The 16280-nt window shown below is 63.9% G+C and carries 11 protein-coding genes; 10 read left to right on the forward strand and 1 reads right to left on the reverse strand.

The annotated features are described in order from the left end of the window. Positions 1-52 precede the first annotated feature (52 nt). The 9 genes from pheS (at position 53) to rpoC (ending at position 14893) form a co-directional block, all read left to right on the forward strand. Positions 53-1132 (forward strand): phenylalanine--tRNA ligase subunit alpha, encoded by a 1080-nt coding sequence (gene pheS / locus MMG94_RS08150; RefSeq protein ID WP_016919376.1) that lies wholly within the window; start codon positions 53-55, stop codon positions 1130-1132. 11 nt (positions 1133-1143) lie between these two features. Then, positions 1144-1470, forward strand: a complete 327-nt coding sequence (locus MMG94_RS08155; protein ID WP_016919377.1) for a hypothetical protein — start codon at positions 1144-1146, stop codon at positions 1468-1470. Then, a complete protein-coding gene (locus tag MMG94_RS08160) occupies positions 1467-1928 on the forward strand; it encodes a hypothetical protein (RefSeq protein ID WP_016919378.1) in 462 nt (153 codons plus the stop codon). The genes MMG94_RS08155 and MMG94_RS08160 overlap by 4 nt, the downstream gene beginning before the upstream one ends. 7 nt (positions 1929-1935) lie before the next feature. Further along, entirely contained in the window at positions 1936-4380 is a 2445-nt protein-coding gene (gene pheT, locus MMG94_RS08165; RefSeq protein WP_016919379.1) for a phenylalanine--tRNA ligase subunit beta, read from the forward strand. After that, entirely contained in the window at positions 4359-4784 is a 426-nt protein-coding gene (locus MMG94_RS08170; RefSeq protein WP_016919380.1) for a hypothetical protein, read from the forward strand. Before pheT ends, MMG94_RS08170 begins: the two co-directional genes overlap by 22 nt. Positions 4785-5311: 527 nt before the next feature. Next, positions 5312-5827, forward strand: a complete 516-nt coding sequence (gene rplJ / locus MMG94_RS08175) for a 50S ribosomal protein L10 (RefSeq protein WP_016919382.1) — start codon at positions 5312-5314, stop codon at positions 5825-5827. 45 nt (positions 5828-5872) lie between these two features. Further along, positions 5873-6253, forward strand: a complete 381-nt coding sequence (gene rplL, locus MMG94_RS08180; RefSeq protein WP_016919383.1) for a 50S ribosomal protein L7/L12 — start codon at positions 5873-5875, stop codon at positions 6251-6253. 158 nt (positions 6254-6411) lie between these two features. Then, positions 6412-10548 (forward strand): DNA-directed RNA polymerase subunit beta, encoded by a 4137-nt coding sequence (rpoB, locus tag MMG94_RS08185; RefSeq protein ID WP_016919384.1) that lies wholly within the window; start codon positions 6412-6414, stop codon positions 10546-10548. A gap of 172 nt (positions 10549-10720) precedes the next feature. Next, positions 10721-14893: a DNA-directed RNA polymerase subunit beta' gene (rpoC, locus tag MMG94_RS08190; protein ID WP_016919385.1), complete on the forward strand. Its 4173-nt coding sequence runs from the start codon at positions 10721-10723 to the stop codon at positions 14891-14893. 251 nt (positions 14894-15144) lie between these two features. Here the strand turns inward: rpoC and MMG94_RS08195 are convergent, their stop codons facing one another. Next, positions 15145-15783, reverse strand: a complete 639-nt coding sequence (locus MMG94_RS08195) for a DedA family protein (protein ID WP_016919387.1) — start codon at positions 15781-15783, stop codon at positions 15145-15147. Between the two features lie 116 nt (positions 15784-15899). On the opposite strand from MMG94_RS08195, the gene yidD reads away from it, so the two are divergent. Further along, complete coding sequence (gene yidD / locus MMG94_RS08200) at positions 15900-16247, forward strand: membrane protein insertion efficiency factor YidD (protein WP_016919388.1); 348 nt, start codon at positions 15900-15902, stop codon at positions 16245-16247. Positions 16248-16280: the final 33 nt, after the last annotated feature.

The following is a 16280-nucleotide window of genomic DNA, read 5'->3' on the forward strand; positions in this document are numbered from 1 at the left end:
CTTCGCTCGCAATGACGGGCGTTCCCGATCGCCCGCAGAGCAAAAGCGCAAAATGACCGACATCGCGAAACTCGAAGAAGACACGCTGCGCCAGATCAATGAGGCCGCCGACGAGGCGGCGCTGGAAGCTGTGCGCCTCTCTGCGCTCGGCAAGAAGGGCGCGATCTCAGCGCTGCTGTCGACGCTCGGCAAAATGTCGCCAGAGGAGCGCAAGACCGAAGGCGCCAAGATCAACGCCCTGAAGGACAAGGCGACCGAGGCGCTCGCGGCCCGCCGCGCCGAGCTGGCGGAAGCGGCGCTCGAAGCGCGGCTGAAGGCCGAAACGCTCGACGTGACGCTTCCCCCCGCGGCGAGCCCGCTGGAGCGCGGCCGCATCCATCCGATCTCGCAAGTGATGGACGAATTGTCGGTGATCTTCGCGGATATGGGCTTCGCCGTAGCGGAAGGCCCGGACATTGAGAGCGACGACTACAACTTCACCAAGCTGAACTTCCCCGAAGGCCATCCGGCCCGCGAGATGCAGGACACGTTCTTTCTGGCGCCGGAAGCGGGTGAAAAGAAGCTGCTGCGCACCCATACGAGCCCCGTGCAGGTGCGGACCATGCTCAGCCAGAAGCCGCCGATCCGCGTGATCTGCCCCGGCCGCGTCTATCGCTGCGATTTCGACCAGACGCATACGCCGATGTTCCATCAGGTCGAGGGCCTCGTCATCGACCAGTCCACCCATATGGGCCATCTCAAATGGGTGCTGGAGGAATTCCTGAAGAGCTTCTTCGAGGTGAAGGGCGTGAAGCTGCGCATGCGCCCCTCCTTCTTCCCCTTCACCGAACCGTCGATGGAAGTCGACGTCCAGTGCCGGCGCCAGGGCGGCGAAATCCGCTTCGGAGAAGGCGATGACTGGATGGAGATTCTGGGCTGCGGCATGGTGCATCCGAATGTGTTGCGCAATTGCGGGCACGATCCGGACGTCTATCAGGGCTTCGCTTTCGGCGTCGGCATCGATCGCCTCGCCATGCTGAAATACGGCATGTCGGACCTGCGCGCCTTCTTCGACGCCGACACGCGCTGGCTGACGCATTACGGGTTCAGGCCGCTGGACTTCCCGACGCTTGCGGGCGGGTTGAGCAGTTGAGGAAATGAAAGATGAGCGAAGTCGCCGCGATCCGAACCGCTATCGAGGGCGTAGCATCGCGCAACCTCGGCAAGGAATCTTTCGAACGTGTGAGCATTCGCGAGGATGTCGATCACGCGGGGGACGACGCGCTTTTCGTCGACATTGCGATGAAGCCGGCTAACGGACGCCTGTCCTCAGAGGATTCCGTTAAAATGCGCGTCGAGGTAAGCAATGCGCTGCTTTCGATTGGAGAAACACGCTTTCCCTATCTGACGTTCAGCTATCCTGACGATATTCCCGCGGTCGACGATTTGCGCGAGACCGAATCAAAATATTCAACCCGCCGCGCCTCATGATCGACGATCTGCTCGAAATCGCGACGAGCCTCGCGGAACGGGAAAGCGGGAAACCTAAACAGGCTTCGCTTCGCCGCGCAGTTTCAACGGCGTATTACGCCTTGTTCAACGCGCTCGCCGCCATGTGCGCGGACGAACTCGTCGGCTGGTCGCGACCGTGGGAGGCCTTTACTCCTATTTATCGTTCTCTCGAACATACGGTCGCGCGCAATCTCTTCAATCGGGCGAGGAACCAGCAATTCTACGGCCCGGAGGTCGCAAGCTTCGCCGCCGTTTTCCTCGAGCTCCAGGAAGCTCGTGAGGAAGCGGACTACAATCCCGAGCCCTTTCGTTACCGGAGAGGCGATGTGCGGCGCCTGGTCGGCGACGCACGCATCGCCATTCAAACGCTTCGGTCGCTCGAGCCTCATACGAAGTTGCTGCTCGCTTCGCATTTAATGCAGCGGCGCAAGAGATAGTCGGATCATGAAACTTACCCTCTCCTGGCTCAAAGAGCATCTCGACACCACCGCCTCTCTCGCCGAGATCGTCGACACGCTCACGCGCATCGGCCTCGAAGTCGAATATGTGCACGATCCCGCCGCGCAGCTCAAAGACTTCAAGATCGCGCAGATCGTCGAGGCGACGCAGCATCCCAACGCCGACCGTCTGCGCATCTGCAAGGTCGATACCGGCGCGGGCGAACTCGTGCAGGTCGTCTGCGGCGCGCCGAATGCGCGCACGGGGCTCAAAAGCGTCTTCTCGGCGCCCGGCACGTATATTCCCGGCAAAAAGATCACGCTGGGCAAGGGAAATATTCGCGGCGTCGACTCGCTTGGCATGATGTGCTCCTTCGAGGAACTGGAACTGGCCACGGAAAGCGACGGCATTATCGAATTGCCCGAGGATGCGCCGGTCGGCGAGGTTTACGCGCAATATGCCGGCCTCGACGATCCGGTGATCGAGATCAATCTCACGCCGAACCGTCCCGACGCGGCGGGCGTCTATGGCGTCGCCCGCGATCTCGCGGCGGCGGGCCTCGGCGTGCTGAAGCAGAAGGACATTTTGCCGATCGAGGGCGAATTCCCCTGCCCCGTCGGTGTGACGCTGGATTTCAGCGAAGACGAGAAATATCTCGCGCCCTTCTTTGGCCTGCGTCTCGTGCGCGGCGTCAAGAACGGCCCGAGCCCCGATTGGCTGCAAAAGCGCCTGCGCGAGATCGGCCTGCGTCCGATCAACGCGCTTGTCGACATCACCAATTATCTCACCTTCGACCGCGCGCGCCCTCTCCATGTTTTCAATGCGGAGAAAGTGAAGGGCGATCTCGTCGTGCGCCGCGCACGGAAGGGCGAGACGCTGCTCGCCCTCGACGGCAAGACTTATGAACTCGACCAGGCCATGGTCGTCATCGCCGACGACAACGGTCCGGAGTCGCTTGCGGGCGTCATGGGCGGCGAGGTCTCGGGCTGCGACGAGGGGACTGCCGACGTTCTGATCGAAACCGCTTTGTGGGACCCGGGGAACATCGCCCATACCGGCCGCAAGCTCGGCATCGTCACCGACGCCCGCTACCGCTTCGAGCGCGGGGTCGATCCGGCCTTCGCGCTGCCCGGCGGCGAGCTTGCGACGCAACTGGTCATGGAGCTTTGCGGCGGCGAGGCGTCCGAATGGACGCTCGCCGGGGCCGTTCCGCGCGAGACGAAGATCGTGGATTTCCCCTGGAGCGAGACGCAGCGTCTCGCGGGCGTCGACGTCTCGCAGGCCGGGGCGACCGCTATTCTGGAGCGCCTCGGCTTCACGGTCGAAAAGAACGGCGAGGATCGCGCGACTATCGCCGCGCCGAGCTGGCGCCCCGACATTGAAGGCAAGGCCGATATCGTCGAGGAGATCGTCCGCATCCTCGGCGTCGATCATGTGCCTTCCACGCCTCTGCCGCGCGCGGAAGGCGTCGCGCCCGCCGTGTTGACGGCGATGCAGAAGCGCGCCCGCAACGCCCGCCGCGCGCTCGCCGCGCAGGGGCTGGTCGAGGCCGTCACCTGGTCCTTCATCTCGAAGGAGGAGGCGGACGCCTTCGGCGGCGGCTCGGCGGAGCTGAAGCTCGCCAACCCCATCGCGGCGGAGCTCTCCGACATGCGCCCGAGCCTGCTGCCGGGCCTCGTCGCCGCGGCGGGCCGCAACGCCGCGCGCGGCCTCGGCGATCAGGACCTCTTCGAGATCGGCCAGATATTCCTGGACCCGAGCGAGAAGGGCCAGCGCCTCTCGGCCGCCGGCATTCGCCGCGGCCTCGCCGGCGCCGGCCGTCATTGGTCGGCCCAGGCCCAGCGCGCCGGCGCGTTCGACGCCAAGGCGGACGTCATGGCGCTGCTCGGCGCGCTCGGCGTCGCGACGGGCGGGCTGCAGGTCGTTCCGGGCGGTCCCGCCTGGTTTCACCCCGGCCGCTCGGCCACGCTGCAATTCGGCCCCCTCGCGAAGTCGGGTATACCCGACTTCAAAAATAAGGCGGTCATCGGCCATTTCGGCGAACTGCATCCGCGCGCGCTGAAGGCGCTCGACGTCGAAGGGCCGATCGCGGCCTTCGAGATCGTGCTCGACAATCTGCCGGCCCCCAAGGCGAAGCCGACGAAGATCAAGCCGAAGCTGGAGCTTTCCGATCTCCAGCCGCTCTCGCGCGACTTCGCCTTCATCGTCGACCGCGCGAGCAACGCCGGCGATCTCGTGAAAGCCGTGGCGGGCGCGGACAAGGCGCTGATCGCGAATGTCGACGTCTTCGACGTCTATGAAGGCGTCGGCGTGCCGGAAGGCAGGAAGTCGATCGGCGTCGCCGTGACGCTTCAGCCGCGCGAAAAAACGCTCACCGACGCCGAGATCGAGGCGGTGGCGCAGAAAATCGTGGCGGAGGCGGAGAAGAAATGCGGGGCGGCGCTGCGGTGAGTTTCCACCGTCATTGCGAGGAGCAAAGCGACGAAGCAATCCAGCGTCACGCGCGCGGCTCTGGATTGCTTCGCTTCGCTCGCAATGACGGGTTTGGCATTATCTGCGCGGCTCTGCTGATAAGCGCCACAGCCCTCGCGGCGCCGCGCAAGATCGACGATTGCGAGGCGATCAAGGAGCCGAACGCCTATAATCTCTGTCTCGCCTCCTTTGGTCCAATGCGCGGCCAGCACGGCGCATCCTATCCCGGCGTCGCGAGCGAGGGAGAGAAGGGCGGCGAGGGCAAGAGCCGGGCTCCGGCCGGCGCCGGACGCCAGGCGACGGCGGCTCGCGACTTTGGAGGGACTGCGCTCCACAGGAGCGGCGGCCGGGTCCGGATGGAGTTCACGCCCGGCAGGCGGTGACGCGGCTAAAGAGCGAGACGGGATCGACGGCGCGCTAAACCCCCAATTTACCTCTTGGCAAATGGGCGCGGCCCCCTTAAATAGGCCGTTCCGGGGTTGGCCTTTGGATTTACAACCCCGATTTCAGATTTGAAGCTTCCGCCTGAACCTCTGCTCTGTCAAGGGCTTGAAGGGAAAGGCGGTGGATAGGCCGGCGGACCCGGGGTTTTGCCTCGTGTCCCGTCCGGCCATGTCCTGTCCGAGACTGCCGGCGCACGTCAGGGTTATCCACAGCCCGAACGGCTCAATCGGCCAAGGGACGACAAGAGAAATCTGTCGTCTCGCGGCGGCCTGCACAGACGGGGAAACCGGAATTTTTTGGCCGGCGGCGCCATGCCGACGTCCTTCGAATTTGGTTCACGCCCCTTCAACCAGAGTCTTCGCTTTCGAGCGGGGAGCGCTGGGGACAGGATCTACGGCGCCGCTTGCGTTTCGCAGGCGGCATGTCGCAACCGGCGGGTTCGCCCGCCAGTTAGAAGAGAGCAACCGTGGATAGAGCGGAGAAAAAAGAAGCCGTTGCGGCGCTCAACCAGACCTTTTCGAAGGCTGGCGCGATCGTCGTCGCGCACTACTCCGGCTTGACGGTCGCCCAGATGCAGGCCCTGCGCAAGCGGGCCCGCGCCGAGGGCGCCTCCGTGCAGGTCGCAAAGAACCGCCTCGCCAAGATCGCTCTGGATGGCACGAGCGTCGCCGATTTCAGCCCCTTGCTCAAGGGGCCGACCCTGATCGCCTATTCGGACGATCCGGTGGCGGCGCCGAAGGTCGCCGTGGCCTTCGCCAAGGATCACGACAAATTCGTGATTCTGGGCGGCGCCATGGGCGCCACGCTGCTGAACGCCGACGGCGTCAAGTCGCTTGCGACGATGCCGTCTCTCGACGAACTGCGCGCCAAGATCGTGGGCCTCATCAACGCCCCCGCGACCAAGATCGCCCAGCTCTCGACCGCGCCTGCCGCAAAGCTCGCGCGCGTGTTCGGCGCCTATGCCAAGAAAGACGCGGCCTAAGAGGCGCGCCAACCAAACTGAACCAAATTCAAAGGACGCACATAAATGGCTAATCTCGAAAAGATCGTCGAAGACCTCTCGGCTCTCACCGTTCTCGAGGCGGCTGAGCTCGCGAAGCTCCTCGAAGAGAAGTGGGGCGTTTCGGCCGCTGCCGCGGTCGCCGTCGCCGCTGCGCCCGCCGCTGGCGGCGGCGCCGCTCCGGCCGCCGAAGAGAAGACCGAGTTCAACGTGATCCTGGCTGCGGCCGGCGACAAGAAGATCGAGGTCATCAAGGAAGTGCGCGCGATCACCGGCCTCGGCCTCAAGGAAGCCAAGGACCTCGTGGAAGGCGCGCCCAAGCCGGTCAAGGAAGGCGCCTCCAAGGAAGAGGCCGAGAAGATCAAGGCGACCCTCGAGAAGGTCGGCGCCAAGGTCGAGCTCAAGTAAGCGGCGAACGTCACGCATTCTCTCTCCCCGCACGCGGGGAGAGAGCCTTTGAGTTTGAAGGAGACAGCGAATAGCGAATGGCGAACGGCGAATAGAGTTCTTTCTACTCGCTGCTCGCTATTCGCTATTCGCTTCAAAAGAGAGGCTCGAAAAGCGACATGGCTCAGACGTCGGCCCGCAAGTTCACCGGTCGCAAGCGCACCCGCAAATTCTTCGGACATATCCGGGAAGCCGCGGCGATGCCCAATCTGATCGAAGTGCAGAAGGCCTCCTACGATCAATTCCTGCTTGTCGACGAGCCCAAGGGCGGTCGCCCCGAAGAGGGGTTGCAGTCCGTTTTCAAATCCGTCTTCCCGATTTCCGATTTCTCCGGCGTCTCCCTGCTCGAATTCGTGCGCTACGAATTCGAGCAGCCGAAATATGACGTCGACGAGTGCCGCCAGCGCGGCATGACCTTCGCCGCCCCGCTGAAAGTGACGCTGCGCCTCATCGTGTTCGACGTCGATCCCGATACGCAGGCCAAATCCGTCAAGGACATCAAGGAGCAGGACGTCTATATGGGCGACATGCCCTTCATGACGTCGAACGGCACCTTCATCGTGAACGGCACCGAGCGCGTCATCGTCTCGCAGATGCATCGCTCGCCGGGCGTGTTCTTCGACCATGACAAGGGCAAGAGCCACTCCTCGGGCAAGCTGCTCTTCGCGGCCCGCATCATTCCCTATCGCGGCTCCTGGCTCGACATCGAGTTCGACGCCAAGGACATCGTGTACGCGCGCATCGACCGGCGCCGCAAAATCCCCGTGACGTCGCTGCTCTTCGCGCTCGGCCTCGACGGCGAAGAGATTCTGTCGACCTTCTACAAGACCATCCCCTACAAGGCGGACGGCGAAAACTGGCGCATGCCTTTCGACGCCGATCGCATGAAGGGCGTGAAGGCCGTCGCCGACATGATCGACGCCGACACGGGACAGGTCATTCTCGAAGCCGGCAAGAAGCTCGCCGTGCGCGCGGCGCGCCAGCTCGCCGAGAAGGGCGTGAAGGCGATCCGCGTCGCGCCCGAGGAGCTTTACGGCCAATATCTCGCGCAGGATCTCTTCGATCCCGCGACCGGTGAAATCTTCGCCGAGGCCGGCGACGAGATCACCGTGAAGACGCTGCCGACGCTGATCGAAAAAGGCTTCGACGAACTGCCGATCCTCGACATCGATCACATCAATATCGGCCCCTATATCCGCAACACGCTCGCGGTCGACAAGAATTCGAGCCGCGAGGAAGCGCTGTTCGACATCTATCGCGTCATGCGTCCGGGCGAGCCGCCGACCATGGACACGGCGGAAGCCATGTTTCATTCGCTGTTCTTCGACGCGGAGCGCTACGACCTCTCGGCCGTCGGCCGCGTGAAGATGAATATGCGCCTCGATCTCGACGCGCCGGACACGACCCGCACGCTGCGCCGCGAGGACATTCTCGCGGTGGTGAAGGCGCTCGTGGATTTGCGCGACGGCCGCGGCGAGATCGACGACATCGACCATCTCGGCAACCGCCGCGTCCGCTCGGTCGGCGAGCTGATGGAGAACCAGTATCGCCTCGGCCTGCTGCGCATGGAGCGCGCGATCAAGGAGCGCATGTCCTCGGTCGATATCGACACGGTCATGCCGCAGGATCTGATCAACGCGAAGCCCGCCGCCGCCGCGGTGCGCGAGTTCTTCGGCTCGTCGCAGCTCTCGCAATTCATGGACCAGACCAACCCGCTCTCCGAGATCACCCATAAGCGCCGTCTCTCGGCGCTGGGGCCGGGCGGCCTGACGCGCGAACGCGCCGGCTTCGAGGTGCGCGACGTGCATCCGACGCATTACGGCCGCATCTGCCCGATCGAGACGCCGGAAGGTCCGAATATCGGCCTCATCAACTCGCTTGCGACCTTCGCGCGCGTGAACAAATACGGCTTCATCGAAGCGCCCTACCGCCGCGTGCGCGACGGCAAGGTGACGAATGAGGTCGCCTATCTCTCGGCGATGGAAGAGGCGAAATATCACGTCGCCCAGGCCAACGCCCCGATCGACGCCGACGGCAATCTGACGGAAGATCTCGTGCTCTGCCGTCACGCCGGCGACGTGATGCTGGTGCCGCGTGAAAAAGTCGACGCGATGGACGTGTCGCCCAAGCAGCTCGTCTCGGTCGCCGCGGCGCTCATTCCGTTCCTCGAGAATGACGACGCCAACCGCGCGCTCATGGGCTCGAACATGCAGCGTCAGGCCGTGCCGCTGGTGAAGGCGGACGCGCCGCTCGTCGGCACGGGCATGGAGGCCGTCGTCGCCGCCGACTCCGGCGCCGCCATCTCGGCGCGCCGCACCGGCGTCGTCGATCAGATCGACGCGACGCGCATCGTCATCCGCGCGACGGAAGAGCTCGACCCGGCCAAGCCTGGCGTCGACATTTATCGCCTGATGAAGTTCCAGCGCTCGAACCAGTCGACCTGCATCAACCAGAAGCCGCTCGTCCGCGTCGGCGACATCATCAAGAAGGGCGACATCATCGCCGACGGCCCCTCGACCGATCTCGGCGATCTGGCGCTCGGCCGCAACGTGCTCGTCGCCTTCATGCCGTGGAACGGCTACAACTTCGAAGACTCGATCCTCCTCAACGAGCGCATCGTGAAGGAGGACGTGTTCACGTCGATCCATATCGACGAATTCGAGGTGATGGCCCGCGACACCAAGCTCGGTCCGGAAGAGATCACGCGCGACATTCCCAATGTCTCGGAAGAGACGCTGAAGAATCTCGACGAAGCGGGCATCGTCTATATCGGCGCCGAGGTGCAGGCGGGCGACATTCTCGTCGGCAAGATCACGCCGAAGGGCGAGAGCCCGATGACGCCGGAAGAAAAGCTGCTGCGCGCCATCTTCGGCGAGAAGGCCTCCGACGTGCGCGACACCTCGCTGCGCGTGCCGCCGGGCGTTCAGGGCACCATCGTCGAAGTGCGCGTCTTCAACCGCCACGGCGTCGAGAAGGACGAGCGCGCTCAGGCGATCGAGCGCGAGGAGATCGAGCGTCTCGCCAAGGACCGCGACGACGAGCTCGCCATCCTCGACCGCAACGTCTATGCGCGTCTCGCCGAGATGCTCATGGGCAGGAAGGCGATCGCCGGCCCGAAGAGCTTCAGGAAGGATCAATCGCTGACTCAGGCGATCCTCGACGAATATCCCCGCTCGCAGTGGTGGACCTTCGTGGTCGAGGACGACGAGCTGATGGCCGCCATCGAAGCCGTCCGCAAGCAGTACGACGAGTCGAAGAAGGGCCTCGAAAACCGCTTCCTCGACAAGGTCGAGAAGCTGCAGCGCGGCGACGAGCTGCCGCCCGGCGTGATGAAGATGGTCAAGGTCTTCGTCGCGGTGAAGCGCAAGATTCAGCCCGGCGACAAGATGGCCGGCCGTCACGGCAATAAGGGCGTGGTCTCGCGCATCGTGCCGCAGGAGGACATGCCCTTCCTCGGCGACGGAACGCCTGTCGACATCGTGCTGAACCCGCTCGGCGTGCCCTCGCGCATGAATGTCGGCCAGATTCTCGAGACGCATCTCGGCTGGGCCTGCGCGGGCCTCGGCAAGCAGGTGGGCAAGGCCGTCGACGCCTATATGAAGTCGAGGGACGCCTCGATCCTGCGCAATGCGCTGACCGACGTCTATGGCAAGGACGAAGAGATCGAGACGCTCGACGACGGCCTGCTGCTGGAAACCACGAAGGATCTGCGCCGCGGCGTGCCGATCGCGACGCCCGTCTTCGACGGCGCGCGCGAGAAGGACATTGTCGACATGCTGAGCAAGGCGGGCCACGACCCGTCGGGCCAGGTGACGCTTTTCGACGGGCGCACGGGCGAACCCTTCGACCGTAAGGTCACGGTGGGCTACATCTATATGCTGAAGCTCCATCATTTGGTCGACGACAAGATCCACGCGCGCTCGATCGGCCCCTACTCGCTCGTCACCCAGCAGCCGCTGGGCGGCAAGGCGCAGTTCGGCGGCCAGCGCTTCGGCGAAATGGAGGTCTGGGCGCTCGAGGCCTATGGCGCGGCCTATACGCTGCAGGAAATGCTGACCGTGAAATCGGACGACGTCGCGGGCCGCACCAAGGTCTATGAGTCGATCGTGCGCGGCGACGACACTTTCGAATCCGGCATTCCCGAGAGCTTCAACGTGCTCATCAAGGAAATGCGGTCGCTGGCGCTCAATGTCGAGCTGACCAACGCCGCGCCGGAAGAGGAAGAACTCGCCCCGCCGGCGGAGGCCGCGGAATAGTCCATGCGACTGTCACCCGTCATTGCGAGCGAAGCGAAGCAATCCAGCAGCGTCAATGTCGCTCTGGATTGCTTCGTCGCTACGCTCCTCGCAATGACGGCGGTAGCCTCGTTTTAAGATTTTACGACGCAGGTTGCGCGGCTTCCCCGCCCCGGCGTCCCAGGAGAAGACCATGAATCAGCAAGAGGTCATGAATCTCTTCAATCCGGTCGTGGCGACGCAGGCCTTCGACCAGATTCAGATTTCGATCGCGAGCCCGGAGAAAATCCTTTCCTGGTCCTTCGGCGAGATCAAAAAGCCGGAGACGATCAACTACCGTACCTTCAAGCCCGAGCGCGACGGCCTGTTCTGCGCGCGCATCTTCGGGCCGATCAAGGACTATGAGTGCTTGTGCGGCAAGTACAAGCGCATGAAATACAAGGGCGTCATCTGCGAGAAGTGCGGCGTCGAAGTCACGCTGGCGCGCGTCCGCCGCGACCGCATGGGCCATATCTCGCTCGCCGCGCCCGTCGCGCATATCTGGTTCCTGAAGTCGCTGCCCTCGCGCATCGGCCTTCTGCTCGACATGACGCTGAAGGATCTCGAGCGCATCCTTTATTTCGAGTCCTATATCGTCATCGATCCGGGCCTCACGCCGCTCAAGGAGCGCCAGCTCCTGTCGGAAGAGGAATATCTGACCGCGCAGGACGAATATGGCCAGGATCACTTCACGGCCATGATCGGCGCCGAGGCGATCCGCCGCCTGCTCGAGTCGATGGATCTCGAGGGCATCGCCGCGTCGCTGCGTCAGGAGATCGCCGAGGCGAAGACCGAGCTGAAGCCCAAGAAGCTCGCCAAGCGCCTGAAGATCATCGAGGCCTTCATCCAGTCCGGCAACAAGCCGGAATGGATGATCCTCAAAGAGGTTCCGGTCATCCCGCCGGATCTGCGTCCGCTCGTGCCGCTCGACGGCGGCCGTTTCGCGACGTCGGACCTCAACGATCTCTACCGCCGCGTCATCAACCGCAACAACCGCCTGAAGCGGCTGATCGAGCTGCGCGCGCCGGACATCATCATCCGCAACGAGAAGCGCATGTTGCAGGAGGCCGTCGACGCGCTGTTCGACAATGGCCGCCGCGGCCGCGTCATCACGGGCGCCAATAAGCGTCCGCTGAAGTCGCTCGCCGACATGCTGAAGGGCAAGCAGGGCCGCTTCCGCCAGAACCTGCTCGGCAAGCGCGTCGACTATTCCGGTCGTTCGGTCATCGTCGTCGGCCCGGAGCTCAAGCTGCATCAATGCGGCCTGCCGAAGAAGATGGCGCTCGAACTGTTCAAGCCCTTCATCTATTCGCGTCTCGACGCGAAGGGCTATTCGGCGACCGTGAAGCAGGCGAAGAAGCTCGTCGAGAAGGAGAAGCCCGAGGTTTGGGATATCCTCGACGAGGTCATTCGCGAGCATCCGGTTCTGCTGAACCGCGCCCCGACGCTGCACCGTCTCGGCATTCAGGCCTTCGAGCCGGTGCTGATCGAGGGCAAGGCGATCCAGCTCCATCCGCTGGTCTGCGCGGCCTTCAACGCCGATTTCGACGGCGACCAGATGGCCGTGCATGTGCCGCTGTCGCTCGAAGCGCAGCTTGAAGCGCGCGTGCTGATGATGTCGACGAACAACATTCTGCACCCGGCCAATGGTCAGCCGATCATCGTGCCGTCGCAGGATATCGTTCTCGGCCTCTATTATCTGACGCTGGAGCGCGACGGCGAGCCGGGTCAGGGCATGTGCTTCGCCAATCAGGGCGAGATCGAGCATGCGCTCGCGGCCAAGGCCATCACGCTGCACACCAGGATCAAGGGCCGCGCCTGGACCTATGACGCGAACGGCAATCGCGTGTCGAAAATATACGACACGACGCCCGGCCGGCTGATCCTCGGCCAGCTCATGCCCAGGCACAACAAGATCCCCTTCGACGTCGTCAACAAGCTGATGACCAAGAAGGAAATCTCGAACATGATCGACACCGTCTACCGCAATTGCGGTCAGAAGGAGACGGTCATTTTCTGCGACCGCATCATGGCGACGGGCTTCCGCGAAGCCTTCAAGGCCGGCATCTCCTTCGGCAAGGACGACATGGTCGTGCCGGAGACGAAGGAGAAGATCGTCTCCGAGACGCGCGCCGCCGCGAAGGAATATGAGCAGCAGTACAATGACGGCCTGATCACCCAGGGCGAGAAATACAACAAGGTCGTCGACGCCTGGATGAAGTGCACGGACAAGCTCGCCGAGGAGATGATGCAACGCATCTCCGCGGTGCGTAAGGACGATTCCGGCCGCGACAAGCCGATCAACTCGATCTACATGATGTCGCATTCGGGGGCCCGCGGCTCGCCGCAGCAGATGAAGCAGCTCGCGGCGATGCGCGGCCTGATGGCCAAGCCCTCGGGCGAGATCATCGAGAGCCCGATCATCTCGAACTTCAAGGAAGGCCTGACCGTTCTCGAATACTTCAACTCCACCCACGGCGCCCGCAAGGGCCTCGCGGACACGGCGCTGAAGACCGCGAACTCCGGCTACCTCACCCGCCGTCTCGTCGACGTCGCGCAGGATTCGATCATCTCGTCGACGGATTGCGGCTCCACGGGCGGCATCCGCATGCGCGCGATCATCGACGCCGGCCAGATCGTCGCGTCGCTCGCGACCCGCATTCTCGGCCGCACGGCGGCGGAGGACCTGAAGACGCCGGACGGCAAGATCGTCGTGCCCGCGGGCGAGATGATCCAGGAATGGCATATCGAGCCGATCAACGCCGCGGGCATTCAGGAGGTGAAGATCCGCTCGGTCCTCACCTGCGAGGCCAAGAACGGCGTCTGCGCGAAGTGCTATGGCCGCGACCTCGCGCGCGGCACGCCCGTCAATATGGGCGAGGCCGTCGGCGTCATCGCGGCGCAGTCGATCGGCGAGCCGGGCACGCAGCTCACCATGCGCACCTTCCATATTGGCGGCGCGGCGCAGCTGGCGGATCAGTCCTTCTTCGAATCCAATTTCGAGGGCACGGTCCATATCCGCAACCGGCATCTGGCCCGCAACTCGGATGGCGATCTCATCGTCATGGCGCGCAACGTCGCCATCGTGATCCTCGGTCCGAACGGCGAAGAGCGCGCGGTGAACCGTATCCAATACGGCGCCAAGCTGAAGGTCGACGAGGGCGACACGGTCAAGCGCGGTCAGCGCCTCGCGGAGTGGGATCCCTATACGCGTCCGATCATCAGCGAGATCGACGGCGTGATCGGCTTCGAGGATCTCGTCGAAGGCCAGTCCATGTCGGAGACGGTCGACGAGTCGACCGGCATCGCCAAGCGCATGGTCATGGACTACCGTCTCAACCTGCGTTCGGCGAGCCTCAAGCCCTCGATCGTCATCAAGGGGCCGGACGGCAAGATCGGCAAGCTGCAGCGCGGCGGCGACGCCCGCTATCTTCTGCCCGTCGACTCGATCATCGCGGTCGAGCCCGGCGGCACGGTGAAGGCCGGCGACATCGTCGCGCGTATTTCGGTGGAAAGCGCCAAGACGCGCGACATCACCGGCGGCCTGCCGCGCGTCGCGGAGCTCTTCGAGGCGCGCCGTCCCAAGGACCACGCGATCATCGCGGAAATCTCGGGCACGGTGCAGTTCGGCCGCGACTACAAGAACAAGCAGCGTCTCTCGATCATCCCGAGCGAGGAAGGCGCGGAGCCGGTCGAATATCTGATCCCGAAGGGCAAGCACATCCACCTTCAGGACGGCGACGTCGTCGAGAAGGGCGACTACATTGTCGACGGCAATCCGGCGCCACACGACATTCTGGCGATCAAAGGTGTGGAGGAGCTTGCGGCCTATCTCGTCAACGAGATCCAGGAGGTCTATCGACTGCAGGGCGTGAACATCAACGACAAGCACATCGAAGTGATTGTCCGCCAGATGCTGCAGAAGATCGACATTGTCGATCCGGGCGACACCGGCTTCCTCGAGGGCGAGCAGGTCGACAAGCTCGAACTCGAAGAGGCGAACGAAAAGGCGCTCGAGAATGGCGGCAAGCCTGCGCATGGCACGCCGGTGCTGCTCGGCATCACCAAGGCCTCGCTGCAGACGCGCTCCTTCTTCTCCGCCGCCTCCTTCCAGGAGACGACGCGCGTCCTCACCGAGGCCGCCGTCAACGGCAAGATCGACCCGCTGGTCGGCCTCAAGGAGAACGTCATCGTCGGCCGTCTCATCCCGGCCGGCACCGGCGCGGCGATGGCCAAGTTCCGAGGCATCGCCTCGGGCCGCGACGATCTGATCATCGAGCAGCGCGAGGCGACCGAGCCGGCGCCCGCTTTGCCGCCGGCGGAGTGAGGCGCGCAGCGCTGCGAGAAACCGAAGGCCGCCCGTTTCGGGGCGGCCTTTTTTAATTTTCAGTCGCCGCCTGCTTGTTCGACGCCCATCCCGAATGAAGGCTCTCGCGCCTACGCTGCATTTGGTCTGCGGCAAGATCGCCGCCGGAAAATCGACGCTTCGCAGGCGTCTCTCCGGCGCGACCGTGACCACGCTCATACCTTCAACGTCGTCACTATGAAGGAGCGGACTGAAAGGTTCCGCTCAACCGTTCAAACGACAGGCTCTTTGGCCATTTCTTCCTTGGCGCGGGCGATCAGCGCCTCTTCATTTGCTATGTAATAGCGCAACCCGGCGATGAAACCGATCGCGCCAATCACGAGACCCGCAATCCCGATCGGCCCCTTCACCTTCTCGATCTCCGCACCGAGCATATAAGCGCCGTAGCCGAAGAGATGCGACCAGACGAGCGCGCCGGCGGCGTTGAAGAAAAAGAAGGTCGGCGGCGCGAGACGGTTCACGCCCGCGAGAAAAGCCGCGAGCACGCGCAGCAGCGCGATGAAACGGCCGATGAAGACGACATAGCCGCCCCAGCGCCGGAAGAAATATTGCCCGATCTGAATTTTCTCCGGCGTGACGCCGAGGCGCGGGCCGAAACGGTCGAGCAGCGGCGTCCCCAATTCGCGGCCGAGCCAATAGCCGGCATTGTCGCCGAGGATCGCGCCCACCGCCGCCGCCAGCACGACGCCTTCGATCGCGAGCGCGTGGGAATGGCCCGCATAGATCGACGCGGCGACGAGGATGGTTTCGCCGGGCAGCGGAACGCCCGCGCTTTCCAGCATCACGACGCCCCCCACGGCCCAATAGCCATAATGCTGGAGGAGCGAGGCGAGATGCGCCGGGTCGAACATTGCAGGCGGTTTCCTTGCTGGGACTCGATCGCCGACCAGGGTAACGGCGCGCTTCATCGGCGGCAAATCGCGCGGATCTCTTCAGATTTGGGCGCCGAACGCATAGATTGCGATGCGTGGCTCATATCCTCTCCCCGCTGCTCACCGTCCCGGCCCGCGCCGCGCGCGCCTTGATTCTCGTCTACCGCGTGACCTTCTCGGCTTTCGCCGGCAGAAGCTGCCGCTACGCGCCAAGCTGCTCGGAATATGCCGACGAAGCCATCGCCCGCCACGGCCTGTGGGCCGGCGGCTGGATGGGCTTCGCCCGCATCTGCCGCTGCCGGCCCGGCGGCGGCGAAGGCTTCGACCCCGTGCCGGAGACGTTGAATGAGGAAGCGAGCGCGCTCACGCCCTGGCGCTACGCGCGATGGCGCGGGCCGTTTCGGTGCGAGGAGATAGCAGAAAAAGACGTAATCGGAAGCTGAGCCGAAGCAATCCGGGATGCGCCAGCAGTCCAG

Source organism: Methylocystis parvus OBBP (assembly GCF_027571405.1).
Taxonomy (GTDB): Bacteria; Pseudomonadota; Alphaproteobacteria; order Rhizobiales; family Beijerinckiaceae; genus Methylocystis; species Methylocystis parva.